General features: G+C 68.3%; 18 protein-coding genes and 1 tRNA gene. 5 read left to right on the top strand and 14 right to left on the bottom strand.

The window, feature by feature from the left end; all coding sequences use genetic code 11:
- Positions 1-2: 2 nt before the first annotated feature.
- Both ACN2C7_RS07410 and cobA read right to left on the bottom strand, forming a co-directional pair.
- On the bottom strand, positions 3-365 hold the full coding sequence (locus ACN2C7_RS07410) for a DUF2849 domain-containing protein (protein WP_419320824.1): 363 nt from the start codon (positions 363-365) through the stop codon (positions 3-5).
- Positions 362-1,207, bottom strand: a complete 846-nt coding sequence (gene cobA, locus ACN2C7_RS07405) for a uroporphyrinogen-III C-methyltransferase (RefSeq protein ID WP_419320822.1) — start codon at positions 1,205-1,207, stop codon at positions 362-364. Before cobA ends, ACN2C7_RS07410 begins: the two co-directional genes overlap by 4 nt.
- Before the next feature lie 187 nt (positions 1,208-1,394).
- Between cobA and gcvA the strand changes: the two genes are divergently transcribed.
- Positions 1,395-2,351 (top strand): transcriptional regulator GcvA, encoded by a 957-nt coding sequence (gcvA, locus tag ACN2C7_RS07400; protein WP_419320821.1) that lies wholly within the window; start codon positions 1,395-1,397, stop codon positions 2,349-2,351.
- A 6-nt stretch (positions 2,352-2,357) separates the two neighbouring features.
- The gene (locus tag ACN2C7_RS07395) at positions 2,358-2,687 is read left to right on the top strand and encodes a chorismate mutase (RefSeq protein ID WP_419320819.1); all 330 of its coding nucleotides are present in this window, start codon (positions 2,358-2,360) and stop codon (positions 2,685-2,687) included.
- Between the two features lie 149 nt (positions 2,688-2,836).
- On the opposite strand, the gene ACN2C7_RS07390 is transcribed toward ACN2C7_RS07395, so the two are convergent.
- Complete coding sequence (locus ACN2C7_RS07390; protein ID WP_419321427.1) at positions 2,837-3,682, bottom strand: TIGR00266 family protein; 846 nt, start codon at positions 3,680-3,682, stop codon at positions 2,837-2,839.
- Between the two features lie 96 nt (positions 3,683-3,778).
- Here ACN2C7_RS07390 and ACN2C7_RS07385 point away from each other — a divergent pair, with 96 nt between their 5' ends.
- Together ACN2C7_RS07385 and ACN2C7_RS07380 are read left to right on the top strand one after the other, a co-directional pair.
- Positions 3,779-4,192, top strand: coding sequence for a response regulator transcription factor (locus ACN2C7_RS07385; protein WP_419320817.1), 414 nt, complete (start codon positions 3,779-3,781; stop codon positions 4,190-4,192).
- Positions 4,193-4,301: 109 nt separating this feature from the next.
- Positions 4,302-4,844, top strand: coding sequence for a DUF4199 domain-containing protein (locus ACN2C7_RS07380; RefSeq protein ID WP_419320815.1), 543 nt, complete (start codon positions 4,302-4,304; stop codon positions 4,842-4,844).
- Here the strand turns inward: ACN2C7_RS07380 and ACN2C7_RS07375 are convergent.
- A complete protein-coding gene (locus ACN2C7_RS07375; protein WP_419320814.1) occupies positions 4,841-5,179 on the bottom strand; it encodes an Hpt domain-containing protein in 339 nt (112 codons plus the stop codon). The genes ACN2C7_RS07380 and ACN2C7_RS07375 overlap by 4 nt on opposite strands.
- Positions 5,180-5,260: 81 nt before the next feature.
- Here ACN2C7_RS07375 and ACN2C7_RS07370 point away from each other — a divergent pair.
- Positions 5,261-5,336, top strand: a tRNA-Lys gene (locus tag ACN2C7_RS07370).
- Positions 5,337-5,524: 188 nt separating this feature from the next.
- Here ACN2C7_RS07370 and ACN2C7_RS07365 read toward each other — a convergent pair.
- The 10 genes from ACN2C7_RS07365 to ccoO all read right to left on the bottom strand — a co-directional run bounded on the left by ACN2C7_RS07365 (position 5,525) and on the right by ccoO (position 14,448).
- The gene (locus ACN2C7_RS07365; RefSeq protein ID WP_419320812.1) at positions 5,525-6,277 is read right to left on the bottom strand and encodes a helix-turn-helix domain-containing protein; all 753 of its coding nucleotides are present in this window, start codon (positions 6,275-6,277) and stop codon (positions 5,525-5,527) included.
- Positions 6,274-6,738: a hypothetical protein gene (locus ACN2C7_RS07360; RefSeq protein WP_419320810.1), complete on the bottom strand. Its 465-nt coding sequence runs from the start codon at positions 6,736-6,738 to the stop codon at positions 6,274-6,276. The genes ACN2C7_RS07365 and ACN2C7_RS07360 overlap by 4 nt, the downstream gene beginning before the upstream one ends.
- A 140-nt stretch (positions 6,739-6,878) precedes the next feature.
- Positions 6,879-8,273, bottom strand: a complete 1,395-nt coding sequence (gene hemN, locus ACN2C7_RS07355) for an oxygen-independent coproporphyrinogen III oxidase (RefSeq protein WP_419320808.1) — start codon at positions 8,271-8,273, stop codon at positions 6,879-6,881.
- A 64-nt stretch (positions 8,274-8,337) separates the two neighbouring features.
- Entirely contained in the window at positions 8,338-8,505 is a 168-nt protein-coding gene (gene ccoS, locus ACN2C7_RS07350) for a cbb3-type cytochrome oxidase assembly protein CcoS (RefSeq protein WP_419251975.1), read from the bottom strand.
- On the bottom strand, positions 8,502-10,682 hold the full coding sequence (locus ACN2C7_RS07345; protein WP_419320807.1) for a heavy metal translocating P-type ATPase: 2,181 nt from the start codon (positions 10,680-10,682) through the stop codon (positions 8,502-8,504). Before ACN2C7_RS07345 ends, ccoS begins: the two co-directional genes overlap by 4 nt.
- The gene (locus ACN2C7_RS07340) at positions 10,679-11,173 is read right to left on the bottom strand and encodes a FixH family protein (RefSeq protein WP_419320805.1); all 495 of its coding nucleotides are present in this window, start codon (positions 11,171-11,173) and stop codon (positions 10,679-10,681) included. The genes ACN2C7_RS07345 and ACN2C7_RS07340 overlap by 4 nt, the downstream gene beginning before the upstream one ends.
- Complete coding sequence (gene ccoG / locus ACN2C7_RS07335) at positions 11,170-12,666, bottom strand: cytochrome c oxidase accessory protein CcoG (protein ID WP_419320803.1); 1,497 nt, start codon at positions 12,664-12,666, stop codon at positions 11,170-11,172. Before ccoG ends, ACN2C7_RS07340 begins: the two co-directional genes overlap by 4 nt.
- A gap of 5 nt (positions 12,667-12,671) precedes the next feature.
- Positions 12,672-13,541 carry a cytochrome-c oxidase, cbb3-type subunit III gene (ccoP, locus tag ACN2C7_RS07330; protein WP_419320801.1) on the bottom strand — a complete coding sequence of 290 codons (870 nt, stop codon included), beginning with the start codon at positions 13,539-13,541 and terminating at the stop codon, positions 12,672-12,674.
- The gene (locus tag ACN2C7_RS07325) at positions 13,541-13,708 is read right to left on the bottom strand and encodes a cbb3-type cytochrome c oxidase subunit 3 (protein WP_419251980.1); all 168 of its coding nucleotides are present in this window, start codon (positions 13,706-13,708) and stop codon (positions 13,541-13,543) included. The genes ccoP and ACN2C7_RS07325 overlap by 1 nt, the downstream gene beginning before the upstream one ends.
- On the bottom strand, positions 13,705-14,448 hold the full coding sequence (ccoO, locus tag ACN2C7_RS07320; protein ID WP_419320799.1) for a cytochrome-c oxidase, cbb3-type subunit II: 744 nt from the start codon (positions 14,446-14,448) through the stop codon (positions 13,705-13,707). Before ccoO ends, ACN2C7_RS07325 begins: the two co-directional genes overlap by 4 nt.
- Positions 14,449-14,454 lie beyond the last annotated feature (6 nt).

Raw genomic sequence — 14,454 nt, 5'->3', positions numbered from 1 at the left:
GCTTACTTCCTGCGGATCAGGTCGACACGGCCGGTCGAGCGCGCCGCGCCCGCCGCGTGGCGCAGGGCGTCGATGGACTCGCCGCCGTCCGCCTGCTTGCCGTGTGTCAGTTCGTTGGTGGGGCCGAGCGCCCGGATGCGTTCGCGATAGCTGACCGGGGCCCAGTGGCCCTCGGAGGGCGTCAGGTCGATCGGATAGACATCGACCACCACGGTGGGCTGGCCCTTGCCCGTGGCGACGGCGGCCTCGACGGCATCGTCATCATTGTCGAACAGCTGGGCGTCGCCGAAGGCGTCGACCCACTGGCCGGACTTCCAGAACACGACCTCGCCGTCGAGCAGGCGGTTGGCGGTGATGGCTTTCATGAGCGTGAGCTCCGCTCGAACAGGGAAACGGGAAGGACCAGATCGACGGTCGCAGGGGCGACCTCGGCCATCGCCATGGCCTCGCCGACCATCAGCAGCGCGGGCCCTTTCAGGCCCTCGGCAGCGATGGCCAGACCGGCCAGGGTGGTCAGGATGCGGCGCTCGTCAGCGCGGCTGGCGTTCTCGACGATCAGGGCGGGGGTCGAGGCGGCGCGACCGGCATCGATCAGCCGACCGGCGATCAGGCCGGCGGTCGAGACGCCCATATAGACAACGACGGTCTGGTTGGGACGAGCCAGCGAGGCCCAGTCCAGGTCAGGTTCACCGTGAGCGGCGTGGCCGGTGACGAAGGTGACGGCCTGGGCCGAGCCGCGATGGGTCAGGGGCGCGCCGGCCCCCGCGCTGGCGGCCAGGGCGGCAGTGATCCCCGGGACCACATGACAGACGACGCCCGCCTCCCGGCAGGCGGTCAGCTCCTCGCCGCCGCGCCCGAACAGGAAGGGATCGCCACCCTTCAGGCGCACGACGGTCAGGCCGTCCAGGGCCAGGGCGACCAGCAGCTGGTTGATGTCGTCCTGTGGCAGGGTGTGGCGCGACTTGCGCTTGGCGACATTGATCCGCTGGGTGCTGGCCGGGGCCAGATCGAGGATTTCGTCGGAGACCAGCCCGTCATGCACGATGACGTCGGCGGCCTGCAGCGCCTTCAGCGCCTTGATCGTCAGCAGGTCCGGATCACCGGGCCCCGCCCCGACCAGATGCACCACGCCGGGCGCGCGCGAGGCTTCGCCCCCGCCGAGAACGACGAGGCCGGACTTGCGATTACGGACCGGAAGCCGGGACATGGGTATCAGAACCTCTATCAACGCAGTCGGGATAAAACCCTGGAATGCAAGACGGGGCCGTTCCTGAGAACGGCCCCGCGCGCGCCAGCCAGCGAAAAGGGCCATTCCGCCAGCGAGCCCTTGCAAACTGGTCGCGGGCGGTCCAATTCGCAAACAAGGACTTCTGCCGAGGCGTTCAGTAAAACTCATGGAAAGACAGAACGAGCGCCGTCGCTTGCCGCCGCTGAACGCCCTCCGCGCGTTCGAGGCCGCTGCGCGCCATCTGAACTTCAGCCGCGCCGCTGACGAGCTGTCAGTGACCCCCGGGGCCGTCAGCCAGCAGATCCAGAACCTGGAAGACTATGTCGGCGCGGCCCTGTTCAAGCGCACGCCCAAGGGCCTGCTGCTGACCGACGCGGCCCAGACCGCCCTGCCCGCCCTGCGCGAGGCCTTCGACCGCCTGGCCGAGGCCGCCTCGCTTCTGACCGCCGCCGTCGACGGCCGCCGCCTGACCCTGACCGCCGCCCCGTCCTTCGCCGCCAAGTGGCTGGTGCCGCGCCTGGGCAAGTTCGAGCAGGCCCAGCCCCAGGTCGATGTCTGGCTGTCGGCCGGCATGGAAGTCGTCGATTTCGCGGCTGGCGAGGTCGACCTGGCGATTCGCTACGGCTCGGGCCGCTATCCCGGCCTGGAAGTCATCCGCCTGCTCAGCGAGACCGTGGTGCCGGTCGTCAGCCCCGCCCTGCTGGCCGAAAATCCGCTGTCCGCGCCCGAGGATCTCTCACACCACATCCTGCTGCACGACGGCTCGCCCGACGCCGACGACAGCTGCCCCGACTGGGCCATGTGGCTGGCGGCGCGCGGCCTGCGCAGCATCGACGGCTCGCGCGGCCCGCGCTTCAACCAGTCCAGCATGGTGATCGAAGCCGCCGCCAACGGCCGCGGCGTGGCCCTGGCCAAGCGCACCCTGGCCCAGGCCGATCTGGACGCCGGACGCCTGGTGATCCCCTTCGAGATGGCCACGGCCGTCGACTTTGCCTATTACGTCGTCCATCCCAAGGCCAAGGGACGACTGCCTCAGGTGAAGGCCTTCGTCACCTGGCTCAAGGACGAGGCCGCCGCGCACGAGGCGGCCCTTCTCACGATGGACAACGGCGCGGGTATCTAGGGCTACATGGTCAAGACGAACATCGAGGTCGGCGAACGACAGGTTCCCGACGACTGCCAGACCATGCTTGACGTGCGTCAGGGCGTCGACGCCCTGGATCGCGCCCTGGTGGCGCTGCTGACCGAGCGTCAGGGCTACATGGCCGCCGCCGCCCGCATCAAGGCCGACCGCTCCAAGGTCTTCGACCGCGCTCGGATCGAGGACGTGGTGACCAAGGTCAAGGCTGCGGCCCGTGAGACCGGCCTGTCCGAATCCATCGCCGAGCCGGTGTGGCGCACCCTGATCGACCGCTGCATCGCCTATGAGTACGACAGCTGGGACAAGACCAAGGGCTGAGGCAGGAGCCCCCTTCCCCCTTGATGGGGGAAGGGTTGGGGATGGGGGTGACTTCTGAGCTGGCCGCATAGCGCGGCGCTCGACATCCACCACCGCATCACCCCCAACCCCGCCCTTCCCCCATCAAGGGGGAAGGGAGAAGAAATGGCCTATCGGTTGCCGCCGATCAGGCCGCCCAGGCCGCCCAGCAGCGAGCCTTCGCCCTGGTTGCCGCCCTGCCCGCTCGCCGCCTGCATCATCCGGCCGGCCAGGCGCGAGAACGGCAGCGACTGGATCCAGACCTTCCCCGGCCCCCGCAGGCGGGCGAAGAACAGACCCTCGCCGCCGAACAGCACGCTCTTGACCCCGCCGGCCATCACCAGGTCGAAGTCGACACCGGGCGTGTAGGCGGCCAGGCAGCCCGTATCGACGTGCAGCTCTTCGCCGGGCGCCAGCTCGCGCTCGACCAGGGTTCCGCCCATCTGGACGAACACCCAGCCGTCGCCTTCCAGCTTCTGCATGATGAAGCCTTCGCCGCCGAACAGGCCGGTCATCATCCGTTTCTGGAAGTGGATGCCGATGGAAACCCCGCGCGCGGCGGCCAGGAAGCTGTCCTTCTGGCAGATCAGGGTTCCACCCAGCTGGCCCAGGTTCAGCGGCAGGATTGAACCGGGCGTCGGCGACGCGAAAGCCACCCGCGCCTTGCCCTGGCCCGTGTGGGTGAAGACGGTGGTGAACAGGCTCTCGCCGGTGATCAGCCGCTTGCCGGCGCCCAGCAGCTTGCCCATGAAACCGCCGCCCTGGTCGCCCGCACCGTCGCCGAACACGGTGGTCATCTCGATGCTGGCGTCTTTCCAGACAAAGGCGCCGGCTTCGGCGACGGCGCTCTCGCCCGGATCCAGCTCGATCTCGAGGAACTGGAGCTCCTGCCCCTTGATGTCGAAGTCGATATCGTCGGCGACATTGGCGTTGCGCTGATGATGCCAGGGGCTGGGGGGCATGGGAAAAGACTCCAGTTGTTGAGGCCCCAATCTAGGTCGTCGATGCGCCCGCCCCAAGGCCCCCGGAGGCGTCCCTGTTGACGCCTTGCGCGGATCGCGCACCATCGCGCCATGATCCGCACCATCATCCCCTGGGCGCTGCTGCTGACCGCCGGCGCCTTCGCGCTGCAGTGGCTGGAATACCAGTACGTGGTGCGCGCCTTCTCACGCGAGATCTATGTCGCCGTCATCGGCGCGGCCTTCGCCGTGGGCGGCGTCTGGGTGGGCTGGAAGCTGGCCTCGCGTCACGCGCCGGAAGCCTTCTCGCGCAACACCGCCGCCCTGAAGTCCCTTGGCCTGACCGGTCAGGAAGTCCGGGTGCTGGAACGGCTGGCCGAGGGTCAGTCCACCAAGGAAATCGCCAAAACCCTGGGCCTGTCGCCCAACACCGTGAAGACCCATCTGGCCAACCTGTTCGGCAAGCTAGATGTCCAGCGTCGCACCCAGGCGATCCACAAGGCCCGCGACCTGCAGCTAATTCCATGAGGCCCAAACGGCTGAGAAGGTCGATTTCACCCTTTCGGGTGATGGCGCCGCCTTTCGCCAGTCCGCACGCTCGGTGTCTGTTCATCACAACACGAAAGACCAGCTCGCCATGCTCCGCATCATCCTAACCCACGGCCTCGTGGCCGGCCTTGTGACCATCGCCGGCATCATCGGCACGATCCTGTGGAATGGCGACGCGCCGCACTCGAACGTGTGGCTGGGCTATCTGATCATGCTGGTGGCGCTCTCGGCGATCCTGGTGGGAATCAAGCAGTATCGCGACCAGACCCTGGGCGGGGTGATCGGCTTCTGGCGGGGCGTTCAGGTAGGCCTGGGCATCGCGGTGATCGCCGGCCTGGCCTATGTGCTGATCTGGGAAGTCTATCTGGCGCTGACCCACTACACCTTCATGGAGCGCTATGTGGCCACCACCCTGGAGGCCAGGCGCGCCGCCGGCGTCACCGGCGCGGCCTATGACGAGCTGGCCAGGGAGATGCAGGGCATGGTCGAGATGTACCGTAACCCGCTGCTGCGCATGCCGATGACCTTCGCAGAGATCTTCCCGGTCGGCCTGCTGGTGACGCTGGTCAGCGCGGCGCTGCTGCGCAACCCGCGGTTCCTGCCGGCCAAGTCGCGACCATTGAAGAGCTAGCCCTTCAGCGACTTCAGCATCTGCTCATGGGCATAGGCGGCGACGTCCATGAGCGCGGCGTCCAGGGCCGTCTTGACGCCCTCCAGGCTATCCTGCCCCGCCTCGCAGCGTTCACAGACATCGCCCAGCGAAAACGCCCCCACGCCCCGCGCTGCGCCCTTGACGGTGTGGACCGCATCGCGCCAGCCGGCATGGGTCGGATCGAGCATGGGGGTCCACATGGCGGCCTGTTCGCGGAACAGGGCCAGCACCTCGTCGACCACTCCGGAATCGCCTGCGGCGAACCCTTCCAGATAGGCGAAATCGACCGCGCCGCTGATGTCTCGTCTGGCCAAAAAATAGTCCCTTGCGTTCCAGGAATCTTTGCGTATGTTCCGCGCCTCGCCGCCGGGGCAGTCAAGTGCTTCGGACCGGGCGGGCGCATAGCTCAGTTGGTAGAGCAGCTGACTCTTAATCAGCGGGTCGTAGGTTCGAATCCTACTGCGCCCACCATTTTCCGCTTAAATTTCGATGACTTGGAATTTCCCCTCGGGGGAAACGCTGACGTCCGCGCGGTTGCGAACCGCGCCTCGAACGGCAAACTTTTCAAACCCACCTCCGCTCGCGGCCCGCTGGCGCCCTGCAAGGGCCCCGGGTACGCCGCTCCGGTGGAAAAGACCAGACGCGCGCCGTGTCCGCCCTCAGGACTCCGACGCCCCGCCCGCGCCCAGCCAGCCCACAGCGTCGCGCAGCCTCTGGCGATCAGCGATCCGCACAGCTGCGCCCTGCACCGTGACGCCGTGAGCCGCGAGCGCGACCAGGGTTCGCGACAGGTTTTCCGGTGTCATCCCCAGCAGCGACGCCAGCAGATGCTTGGAATGAGGCAGCCGCACCTCGGTCTCGTCATCCCCTACGGACGGCAGCGACAGGAGATAGTCCGCAAGGCGTTGCTGGGCGCACCTCAGGCGCTGGGCGGCGGCGGTCGCGACCATGTCCTGATAGGCCCCGGCCAGCGCCAAAGCTGCGTTGGCCGCCAGGCGCGCGTCTCGCGCCACCATCTTGAGGAACAGCGCCCGGGGCAAGAACATCACCATGCAACGCTCGGCCGCCCGCCACGACACCAGGGGGCTGGACTGCGCCATCACGCAGGCCAGGTTCAACGTCTGGGGGGCGGAGACGACCGCCAGCACCGCGCGACGACCGTCTTCATCGATACTGAGGGCCGCTGCCCCCCTGCACAGGACGATCAGCGCGTCGCCCGCGCCCCCGTCGATGATCGCCTCGCCCTTGTCGAACGCGCGCATGGCGGCGGCCGCGAGCAGGGCCGCGCGGTCAGCCGGAGCCAGATCGGCGAAGAGGAGCAGCCCGGCGAAGGCGTCGGCCCGCGCCGGGGCCGGGACTGCGGGGCCTGCCCTCCGCCGCCCGACGACGAGACTTTCGGCCTGGACCGTCATGCGCGTTTCCCCGGCATGACCCCCTCGACGGCCGGGCGCTGCAAGCCCCCGGCCAGGCGCTGAACATTGATGCTGTTCACGGCCAGCGCCTCGCGCAGGGCCTCGCAGCCCAGGCTCGAGAAACGGACCATCACGCCGCCGTTGGCCGTGCGGGCAACCAGGCCTTCGTGCTCGAGGCGCAGGACCTGGCGCCGCGTGGTCTCAACCGACATGCTCAGAGACCGCGCGATGGACGACAGGCTGACAGGCCGGCGCTGGTCGTCGTCGGTCAGCTGGGTCTGGCACGGGTCCTGGCCGTTGCGCAGGTGCTGGGACGAGGCCTGAAGCGCGGTCAGATAGATCAGCCCCCGTGAAACGTCGCCACCGAACAACCGGCCCAGGATCGCGACCGAGCGCAGCAGATAGTCCGCGCCCAGATCGAGATGGCGCCGCTCGAGCGGCGAAGTAGATGGGGTTGGCATCGACAGTCTCCCTGCCCGCAAGCTTGCCCTGTCCGGGCCCGCGCAAATTGATCGGCGTCAAGCGCCGCCGCGACAGATGGCTCGGCCACCCAGTCCGGGGCGGCCGGCCAACTGCGTGGGGACAGACCCGGGCCGGTCGCCTAGATGACCTTGGAGAATCCCGCGCCCTTGGCCGACCGACGATCGAACACCTGGGCCACGAGGCGCACATAGGCGCGGCCGTGCGGGGTCACCTCGACGACACCGTCGCGGACCACGGCCAGGCCGTCCTGGACGAGACCCTGCAAGGCGACCAGATCATCAGCAAACACTGACGCCTCCACCCCGTGCCGCTGGGCGACCTGGCCAAGATCGACGCTGAAGTCGCACATCAGGCGCTCGATGACGTCGCCGCGCAGCCGGTCATCTTCGGTCAGCACCAGGCCGCGGGCCACCGGCAGACGGCCCTCCGTAATCGCGGTGCGCCAAGCGACTTCGGGCGGCAGGTTCTGGACAAAGCCCTGAGGGAGACGGCCGATCGACGAGGCTCCAAAGCCCAGCAGGGTAGGACAGGAATCGGTCGTATAGCCCTGGAAATTGCGGCGCAGCACGCCGTCAGCCTTGCTGATGGCCAGGGCATCGTCCGGAAGGGCGAAGTGGTCGATGCCAATGGCGACATAGCCTTCGCCGACCAGCCGCTCGGCCGCCGACTGGCTTTGCTCAAGCCGGGCCTCGGAACCGGGAAGCTCATGCTCGGGCAGCAGGCGCTGATGGGGCTTGGCCCACGGAACGTGCGCATAGCCGAACAGGGCGATGCGCTCGGGCCGCAGGGTCAGAACCGCGTCCAGGGTCGAGCGCACATCCGCCGTGGTCTGGCGCGGCAGGCCGTACATCAGGTCCAGGTTGATCGAGCCGACGCCGGCGGCGCGCAGCCAGCCGACCGCCCGCGCCACGGTCTCGAAGGGCTCGATGCGGTTGACGGCGTCCTGGACGTGGGGGGCCAGATCCTGAACGCCCAGGCTGGCGCGCGTCAGGCCATGAAAGGCCGCCGCCCGCACCCAGCCTTCCGTCAGGGTGGCCGGGTCGAGTTCGGCCGAGATCTCGATCCCCGGCGCGAAGCGGAACACGTGCCTGAGGGCGCCAAACAGCCGGACCAGATCGTCGCGTGACAGCATGTTGGGCGTGCCGCCGCCCAGATGCAGCGCGCCTGCGGTCAGCCGCCCCGGCAGGCGCGCTTCCACCAGCGCCATCTCCGCGATCAGGTTCTCGACATAGTCGCTGATCAGGCTGGCCTTCTTGACCACGCGGGTATGGCATCCGCAGTACCAGCACAGTCGCGCGCAGAACGGCACGTGGACGTACAGCGACACCCGCTCGGCGGGGTTCAGGGCGCCCAGCCACTGGCCATAGATGTCGCCATCGACGGCGTCGGAGAACTGCAGGGCGGTCGGATAGCTGGTGTAGCGCGGGGCCCGGCTGTCGCGAACGTCGAACGCCGACGGGCGGCGCGCGACGAAGGGGTCGGCGGCGGCGTCTTTGGTCAGCGTGGCGGTCATGATCAGGGCTCCTTGCGTCGCCCGTGACTCTTCCACGCCGGTGGCCGGCCGGCCGTGATCTGGATCAATCCCCGCGCGGTGGCGGCAGGTCTTCCAGATGGTCGTACAGGATCCGTTCGGCGTCGCCCTTGGGGTCGTCGTACTGCCCCGATCGCATCGTCCACAGAAAGGCCGCCAGGCCCAGGGCGCCCAGGGCGACCGATGCGGGGGCCAGGAACATCAGGATGGTCATTTGGGCATCCTGACCGTACTGGGCCGCAGGGCGTTGAGCAGGACGATGATCGACGAGCCCGACATGGCCAGCGCGGCGATGAACGGATTGAGCAGGCCGACGATGGCCGCTGGGGCCGCGACCAGATTGTACAGCGCCGAGAAACCGAAGTTCTCCAGCGCCCGTCGCCGGGCCGTGCGCGCCGTCGCGATGGAGTCGATCACCACCGACAGGGCCTGCCCCGTGAACACCAGATCGGCCGCGCTCTGGGCCGCGTCGACCGCCGCCGACGGCGCCATCGAGGCGTGAGCCCGCGCCAGGGCCGCAGCGTCATTGAGGCCATCGCCGACCATCAGGACACGCCGGCCAGAGGCCTTGAGCGCGTCAATGGCCGCCGATTTCTCGAAGGGCGTCAGGCCCGCGCGCCATTCCGTGGCGTCCAGGCCCACGGCCCGGGCCACCCGCTCCACCGGCCCGGCCAGATCACCGGACAGGATTTCAACCGTCAGCCCCATAGCCTTCAGACCGGCGATCGTCGCCGCCGCATCGGCGCGAGGCTGATCCTCAAACGCGAAACGGATCTTCACGTCACCCTCAAAGCCGAACCACAGCTCGGTCTCAAGCGCGCCTTGGCTTTGCAGTCCGACAAAGGCGGCGCGGCCAAGCCGCGCAGGGCGACCGTCGATCACCCCTTCGACGCCCTGACCGGGGGTCTCGACGCAGTCTTCGGCGACACTGCCGGGACCGGCGGCCGCAGCCATGGCCCGCGCCAGCGGATGACGTGAGCCGCGCGCCAGAGGAGCTGCCATGGCGACCAGATGGGCCGGTGCATTGAGCAGCCGGGGCTGGCCCTCGGTCAGCACGCCGGTCTTGTCGAACACCACGTGGTCGACCTCGGCCAGCCGCTCCAGCGCGGCTCCCGACTTGACCAGCACGCCCCGGCGAAAGAGCCGGCTGCTGGCGGCGATCTGGACGGCGGGCACCGCCAGGCCCAGGGCGCAGGGGCAGGTCACGATCAGCACGGCGGCGGCCCGCAGCAGCGCCTCGCGCGGACCCAGGCCCAGCGCCCAGCCGCCGACGAAGGTCAGGGCGGCCAGGGTGTGGACCACGGGCACATAGAGGGCGGCGGCCTTGTCGGCCAGACGCACATAGCGGGAGCGGCTTTGGGCGCCGGCCTCCATCAGCCGGCCGATCGCCGCCAGGGTGGAGTCCTCGCTGCGGGCTGTCGCCACCATGATCAGGCGGCCGCTGAGGTTCAGCGCGCCGGCGTGAACCCGGGCCCCGGCGGCGACGGAGACCAGGGCGGTCTCGCCGGTGATCAGCGCATTGTCGAGCTCGGAACCGCCGCTTTCGACGCGGCCATCGACGGGAATACGCTGGCCGGGCGCGACCACCAGACGGTCGCCGACCCGCACATCGGCGATCGGCACACCCTGCTCCAGCGGACCGGCCAGACGCACGGCGAACGGCGTCTGCAGCGCCAGAAGATCGCGCGCCGCCGACCGCGCGGTGTTGCGCAGCCGGTGATCCAGATAACGCCCGATCAGCAGCAGGAACAGCAGGGTCACCGCCGCGTCGAAATAGGCGTGCGGCCCGCCCAGGATCGTCTCGGAGAAGCTGACGATCAGCGTCAGGATCACGCCGATCGAGATCGGCACGTCCATATTGGCCTTGCCGCGCCGCAGCGACGCCCAGGCCGAGCGGAAGAACGGCCGTCCGGCGAACAGCGCGCACGGCGTGGCGACGATGGCGGCCATCCAGTACATCACCGTCAGGGTCGAGGCGTTCAGCTCCTGCCCGAACAGCCCCGCCCAGGCCGGGACGGTGAACATCATCACATTGCCCGCGCCGAAGCCGGCGACGCCCAGGGCCACGGCCAGCTCGCGGCCTTCGCGGTCCTGGGCGGCGGCGGCCTCGGTCGGATCGTATAGACAGGCGCGATAGCCCAGTCCCTCGACCACCTCGACCACGCGGTCGGGATTGGCCGACACGGCCCTGAGATCCACAGCCAGCTTGCCGGTCGTAAGGTTCAGGCGCGCGCCTTCCACGCCGGGCAAGGCGCCGACGGCCTTTTCGATCTTGCCGATACAGGCGGCGCAGCGGGCGCCATCGACCAGCAGTTCCAGCCGTCCCTTCCCCGCAGCGTCGCGACGGACGAAGGCCTCCAGATCGCGCGGAAGGGCCAGGGCCGGGGTCATGGGCTCACCAGCCGGCTTTCGATCTCGAACTGGTCCTGGGCGGTGCGGGCGGTGGCGCGCAGATCCCAGGCGCCGTCCAGCCGCGCAGCAGCGCGATACCAGCCATCACCCGTCGGTTTGAAGTTCAGGATCTGGCGTCCCACTTCCGTGGCCGGTCGGTCCAGGGTCCCGGTCAGCGACAGGGCCGAGAGCGGCTGACCGGCCTTGTCGGTCATCCTCAGGGCCACGACGCCCGGCTCGGGGCGCTCGATCACGGCGGTCCAGCCCAGGGCCTCTTCGCGCTGGCGCTGGGCCAGGGTGCGGTTGAAGGCCAGCCCGGCCTCATAGGGGTTGGACGCCACCACGCCCGAGAAGCTGCGATAGGCCTTGATGATGAACAGGGTGTCCACGGCGATGATGACGGCAAAGAACAGCACCATCCCCGCCAGCACGTGCCAGCCGGTGATCGCGCCCTTGGCGGGGGGGACGGCAGAGGGTGCGGCCTGGGTCATTGCGGGTTCGCGGCTCCGGAAAGGAAGACGGTCTTGGCCTCGGTCTGGATGTCGCCCGAGCGGACGACAAAGCGGCCCGGAAGGCTGGACGGACGTTCGGCGTCGGGCGGCCCGGTGACGAACACCCGCACGGCCACGACCTCGTCGGCAGGGACATCGACACCCACGCTGGAGCCCAGCGGGCGTCCGGGCTGGCTGAGGCGCGCGCCCTCCAGACCGGCGAAGGCGATCTCGAAACGGCGGTCCTCGAAGGTGCGATTGGCGATCTTCAGGGTATAGCCGTCGCGCACCGCGCCATCGTGCATGCGCACATAGATCGGGTTGCGGTCGCGGATGACATGGACGTCGGCCTTGGGCCGATCAATCAACGCCCACAGCGTCAGGCCCGAAACCAGGGTCAGGGCCAGGGCGTAGTAGATCGTCCGGGGGCGGATCAGCTTGTAGGTCGCCTTCTGGCCGCAGGCGCGGGCGGCGACGGCCGAGTCGGTGTCATAGGCGATCAGGCCGGTGGGACGACCCAGCCGTCCGAGAATGTCATCGCAGGCGTCGACGCAGAGGCCGCAGTTGATGCACTCCAGCTGGCTGCCGTCGCGGATGTCGATACCCATGGGGCACACGACGACGCACTGGTGACAGTCGATGCAGTCGCCCCGACCTTCCCAGGACTGGCCCTTCTTGTGCGCTCCGCGCGGTTCGCCGCGGTCGCTCAGATAGGCCACCTGCAGCGAGTGCTCGTCCAGCATGGCGCCCTGGATCCGGGGCCAGGGGCACATGTAGGTGCAGACCTGCTCGCGCATCCAGCCGGCGAAGACATAGGTGGTCGCCGTCAGCAGGGCGCAGGAGACATAGGCCGTCATCGCCCCCTGCCCGATCCAGAAGGTGCGGATCAGGGTCGGCGCGTCATGGAAATAGAAGATCCAGGCCCCGCCGGTGCCAAAAGCGATGCCCAACCAGGTCAGATGCTTGCCGGTCTTGCGCCAGACCTTGTCGAACGACAGGGGCTGGGCGTCCAGGCGCATGCGGGCGTTGCGGTCGCCCTCGAACAGGCGCTCGACCACGATGTAGAGGTCGGTCCAGACGGTCTGCGGACAGGCATAGCCGCACCACAGCCGGCCAAACAGGGCCGTGACCAGGAACAGCGCCAGGGCCGAGATCACCAGCAGGCCGGTGAAGATATAGACTTCCTGCGGCCACAGCTGGATGTCGAAGAAGTAGAAGCGGCGGCCGGCGAAATCCACCAGCACCGCCTGTTGCGGCAGGTCCCCCGGACGCGCCCAGCGGATCCAGGGCGTGATGTAGTAGACCGCCAGGGTGACGATCAGCAGCGCCCACTTGATCGTGCGCCAGCGGCCATGGACCAGCTTGGGATAGATCGGCTCGCGCGGCTTGTAGAGGCCGCCCTTGGCGTCTCCCTTGCCCTTGGCCCGAGCGGCGGCCGAGACCGTCGCCCGGGTTTCAGACTTGGGACGGGTGTTGTCGATGAGGGTGGGCATGGGCCCTACTGACCACCCGCGTTGGCGTGAACATAGACTGTCAGGGCCTTGATGGTTTCCGGGCTCAGACGACCGCCCCAGGCGGGCATGACGCCCCCCTTGCCGGCGTAGATCTGCCCGCTGATGGCCGCGCGATCGGACCCATAGAGCCAATCGGCGTCCGTCAGGTTGGGGGCGCCGAGCGCCTGAATCCCGCGACCGTCCGCGCCGTGGCAAGCAACGCACTGAGTGACGTAGACGGGCGCGGCGCGGGCGACCGCAGCGGTGTCGGCGGGACGGCCAGACAGCTTGACCACATATTCGGTCATGTCGCTGATCACCGCGGGTGTCAGCAGTTCATCGCGACCAAATGCCGGCATCTGTGACATGCGCGTCTGGGCGTGATCGGCGCGAACGCCAACCTGCAGGGTGTGCTGGATATCCTGCAGCGTACCGCCCCAAAGCCAGACGTCGTCGCGCAGGTTGGGATAACCCGTCCCGCCCGTGCCGCCGATTCCGTGGCAGGTGGCGCAGTTGTCGCCGAAGACGGACTGGCCGACCTGCTGGGCGTAGGCCTGCAGCTGGGGGTCCTTTTCGATCTGCTCAAGGCTGGCCTTGCGCATCATCGTCGCGCCGGCGCCGCGATGAACATCGAGGGCCGCGAGATCGCTGGTCACATTGACCCGATCGGACTGACCCAGCAGGCCCTTGGTGTAACCATGCAGGCCCGGCCAGGCGGGCATCAGGATCATGTAGACCACCGCGATCAGGATGCAGCCGTACCAGGTCCACAGCCACCAGCGCGGCAGGGGATTATCGAGCTCGCGGATGCCATCCCACTCGTGCCCAGTGGTTTCGACGCCGGTGACGTCGTCGGTTTCGCGTTCGGACGCCATCAGAGCAGTTCCTCGTCATCCAGCGGCATGCGCGCGGCATGCTGGAATTCCGCCTTCTTGGAAGGCCACAGGGCGTAGGCGACGCCAGCCAGGAAGATCAGGCCGAAATAGATCAGCCCCGCCTGCTGGGAAAAGCGCGCCACGGTTTCGTAGGAGAGCCCGCTCATCGTTGGTTCTCCGGAGCCTGAGCCTTGTAGGATTTGAAATCGACCAGCGTGCCGAGCATCTGCAGATAGGCGATGGCGGCGTCCATTTCGGTGATCTTGTCGGGATTGCCGTCGAAGTCGCGATTGACCACCTTGGCGCCGTAACGCCCGCGCAGGCCCACCGCGTCGGTCGAGAAGGGGTCGGCCTGGGCCTCGAGATCCTTCTTGGCGTTGGCGATCGCGTCCTTGGTGTAGGGTACGCCGACCGTGTGCAGGGCCTTCATCTTGTCGGCGATGTCGCTGTAATCCAGCTCCTTCTCGGCCAGGAACTTGTAGGGCGGCATGACGGACTCCGGCACGACCGACCGCGGATCGGTCATGTGGTCGCGGTGCCAGGAGTCGGAGTACTTGCCGCCCACGCGGGCCAGATCGGGACCCGTACGCTTGGACCCCCACTGGAACGGGTGGTCGTACATGCTCTCGGCGGCGAGGCTGTAGTGACCGTAGCGCTCGACCTCGTCGCGCAGCGGGCGGATCATCTGCGAGTGGCAGAGATAGCAGCCCTCACGCACATAGATGTCGCGGCCGGCCAGCTCGAGCGGGGTGTACGGACGCATGCCGTTCACCTTCTCGATCGTGCTTTGCAGCCAGAACAGCGGGGCGATTTCCACGAGGCCGCCGATCGAGACGACCACGAGGATGCCGACGACGAGCAGCAGAGAGTTCCGCTCGAACTTGGCGTGGTGTTTCCAGAGTGACATCGGGGA

This window comes from Caulobacter sp. ErkDOM-E (genome assembly GCF_048541895.1).
Taxonomy (GTDB): Bacteria; Pseudomonadota; Alphaproteobacteria; order Caulobacterales; family Caulobacteraceae; genus Caulobacter.
Note: the sequence above shows the minus strand (reverse complement) of the source record. Positions and strands in the feature narration are given on the sequence as shown.

Excerpts from the sequence above, each read along its gene's own strand:
- hemN (WP_419320808.1), bottom strand. The coding sequence starts at position 8,273 with ATGACCGCCACGCTGACCAAAGACGCCGCCGCCGACCCCTTCGTCGCG.
- ACN2C7_RS07395 (WP_419320819.1), top strand. The coding sequence starts at position 2,358 with ATGGTCAAGACGAACATCGAGGTCGGCGAACGACAGGTTCCCGACGAC.
- cobA (WP_419320822.1), bottom strand. The coding sequence starts at position 1,207 with ATGTCCCGGCTTCCGGTCCGTAATCGCAAGTCCGGCCTCGTCGTTCTC.
- ccoG (WP_419320803.1), bottom strand. The coding sequence starts at position 12,666 with ATGCCCACCCTCATCGACAACACCCGTCCCAAGTCTGAAACCCGGGCG.
- ACN2C7_RS07340 (WP_419320805.1), bottom strand. The coding sequence starts at position 11,173 with ATGACCCAGGCCGCACCCTCTGCCGTCCCCCCCGCCAAGGGCGCGATC.
- gcvA (WP_419320821.1), top strand. The coding sequence starts at position 1,395 with ATGGAAAGACAGAACGAGCGCCGTCGCTTGCCGCCGCTGAACGCCCTC.
- ccoO (WP_419320799.1), bottom strand. The coding sequence starts at position 14,448 with ATGTCACTCTGGAAACACCACGCCAAGTTCGAGCGGAACTCTCTGCTG.
- ACN2C7_RS07410 (WP_419320824.1), bottom strand. The coding sequence starts at position 365 with ATGAAAGCCATCACCGCCAACCGCCTGCTCGACGGCGAGGTCGTGTTC.
- ACN2C7_RS07360 (WP_419320810.1), bottom strand. The coding sequence starts at position 6,738 with ATGCCAACCCCATCTACTTCGCCGCTCGAGCGGCGCCATCTCGATCTG.
- ACN2C7_RS07325 (WP_419251980.1), bottom strand. The coding sequence starts at position 13,708 with ATGAGCGGGCTCTCCTACGAAACCGTGGCGCGCTTTTCCCAGCAGGCG.
- ccoP (WP_419320801.1), bottom strand. The coding sequence starts at position 13,541 with ATGGCGTCCGAACGCGAAACCGACGACGTCACCGGCGTCGAAACCACT.
- ACN2C7_RS07385 (WP_419320817.1), top strand. The coding sequence starts at position 3,779 with ATGATCCGCACCATCATCCCCTGGGCGCTGCTGCTGACCGCCGGCGCC.
- ACN2C7_RS07380 (WP_419320815.1), top strand. The coding sequence starts at position 4,302 with ATGCTCCGCATCATCCTAACCCACGGCCTCGTGGCCGGCCTTGTGACC.
- ACN2C7_RS07345 (WP_419320807.1), bottom strand. The coding sequence starts at position 10,682 with ATGACCCCGGCCCTGGCCCTTCCGCGCGATCTGGAGGCCTTCGTCCGT.
- ACN2C7_RS07365 (WP_419320812.1), bottom strand. The coding sequence starts at position 6,277 with ATGACGGTCCAGGCCGAAAGTCTCGTCGTCGGGCGGCGGAGGGCAGGC.
- ccoS (WP_419251975.1), bottom strand. The coding sequence starts at position 8,505 with ATGACCATCCTGATGTTCCTGGCCCCCGCATCGGTCGCCCTGGGCGCC.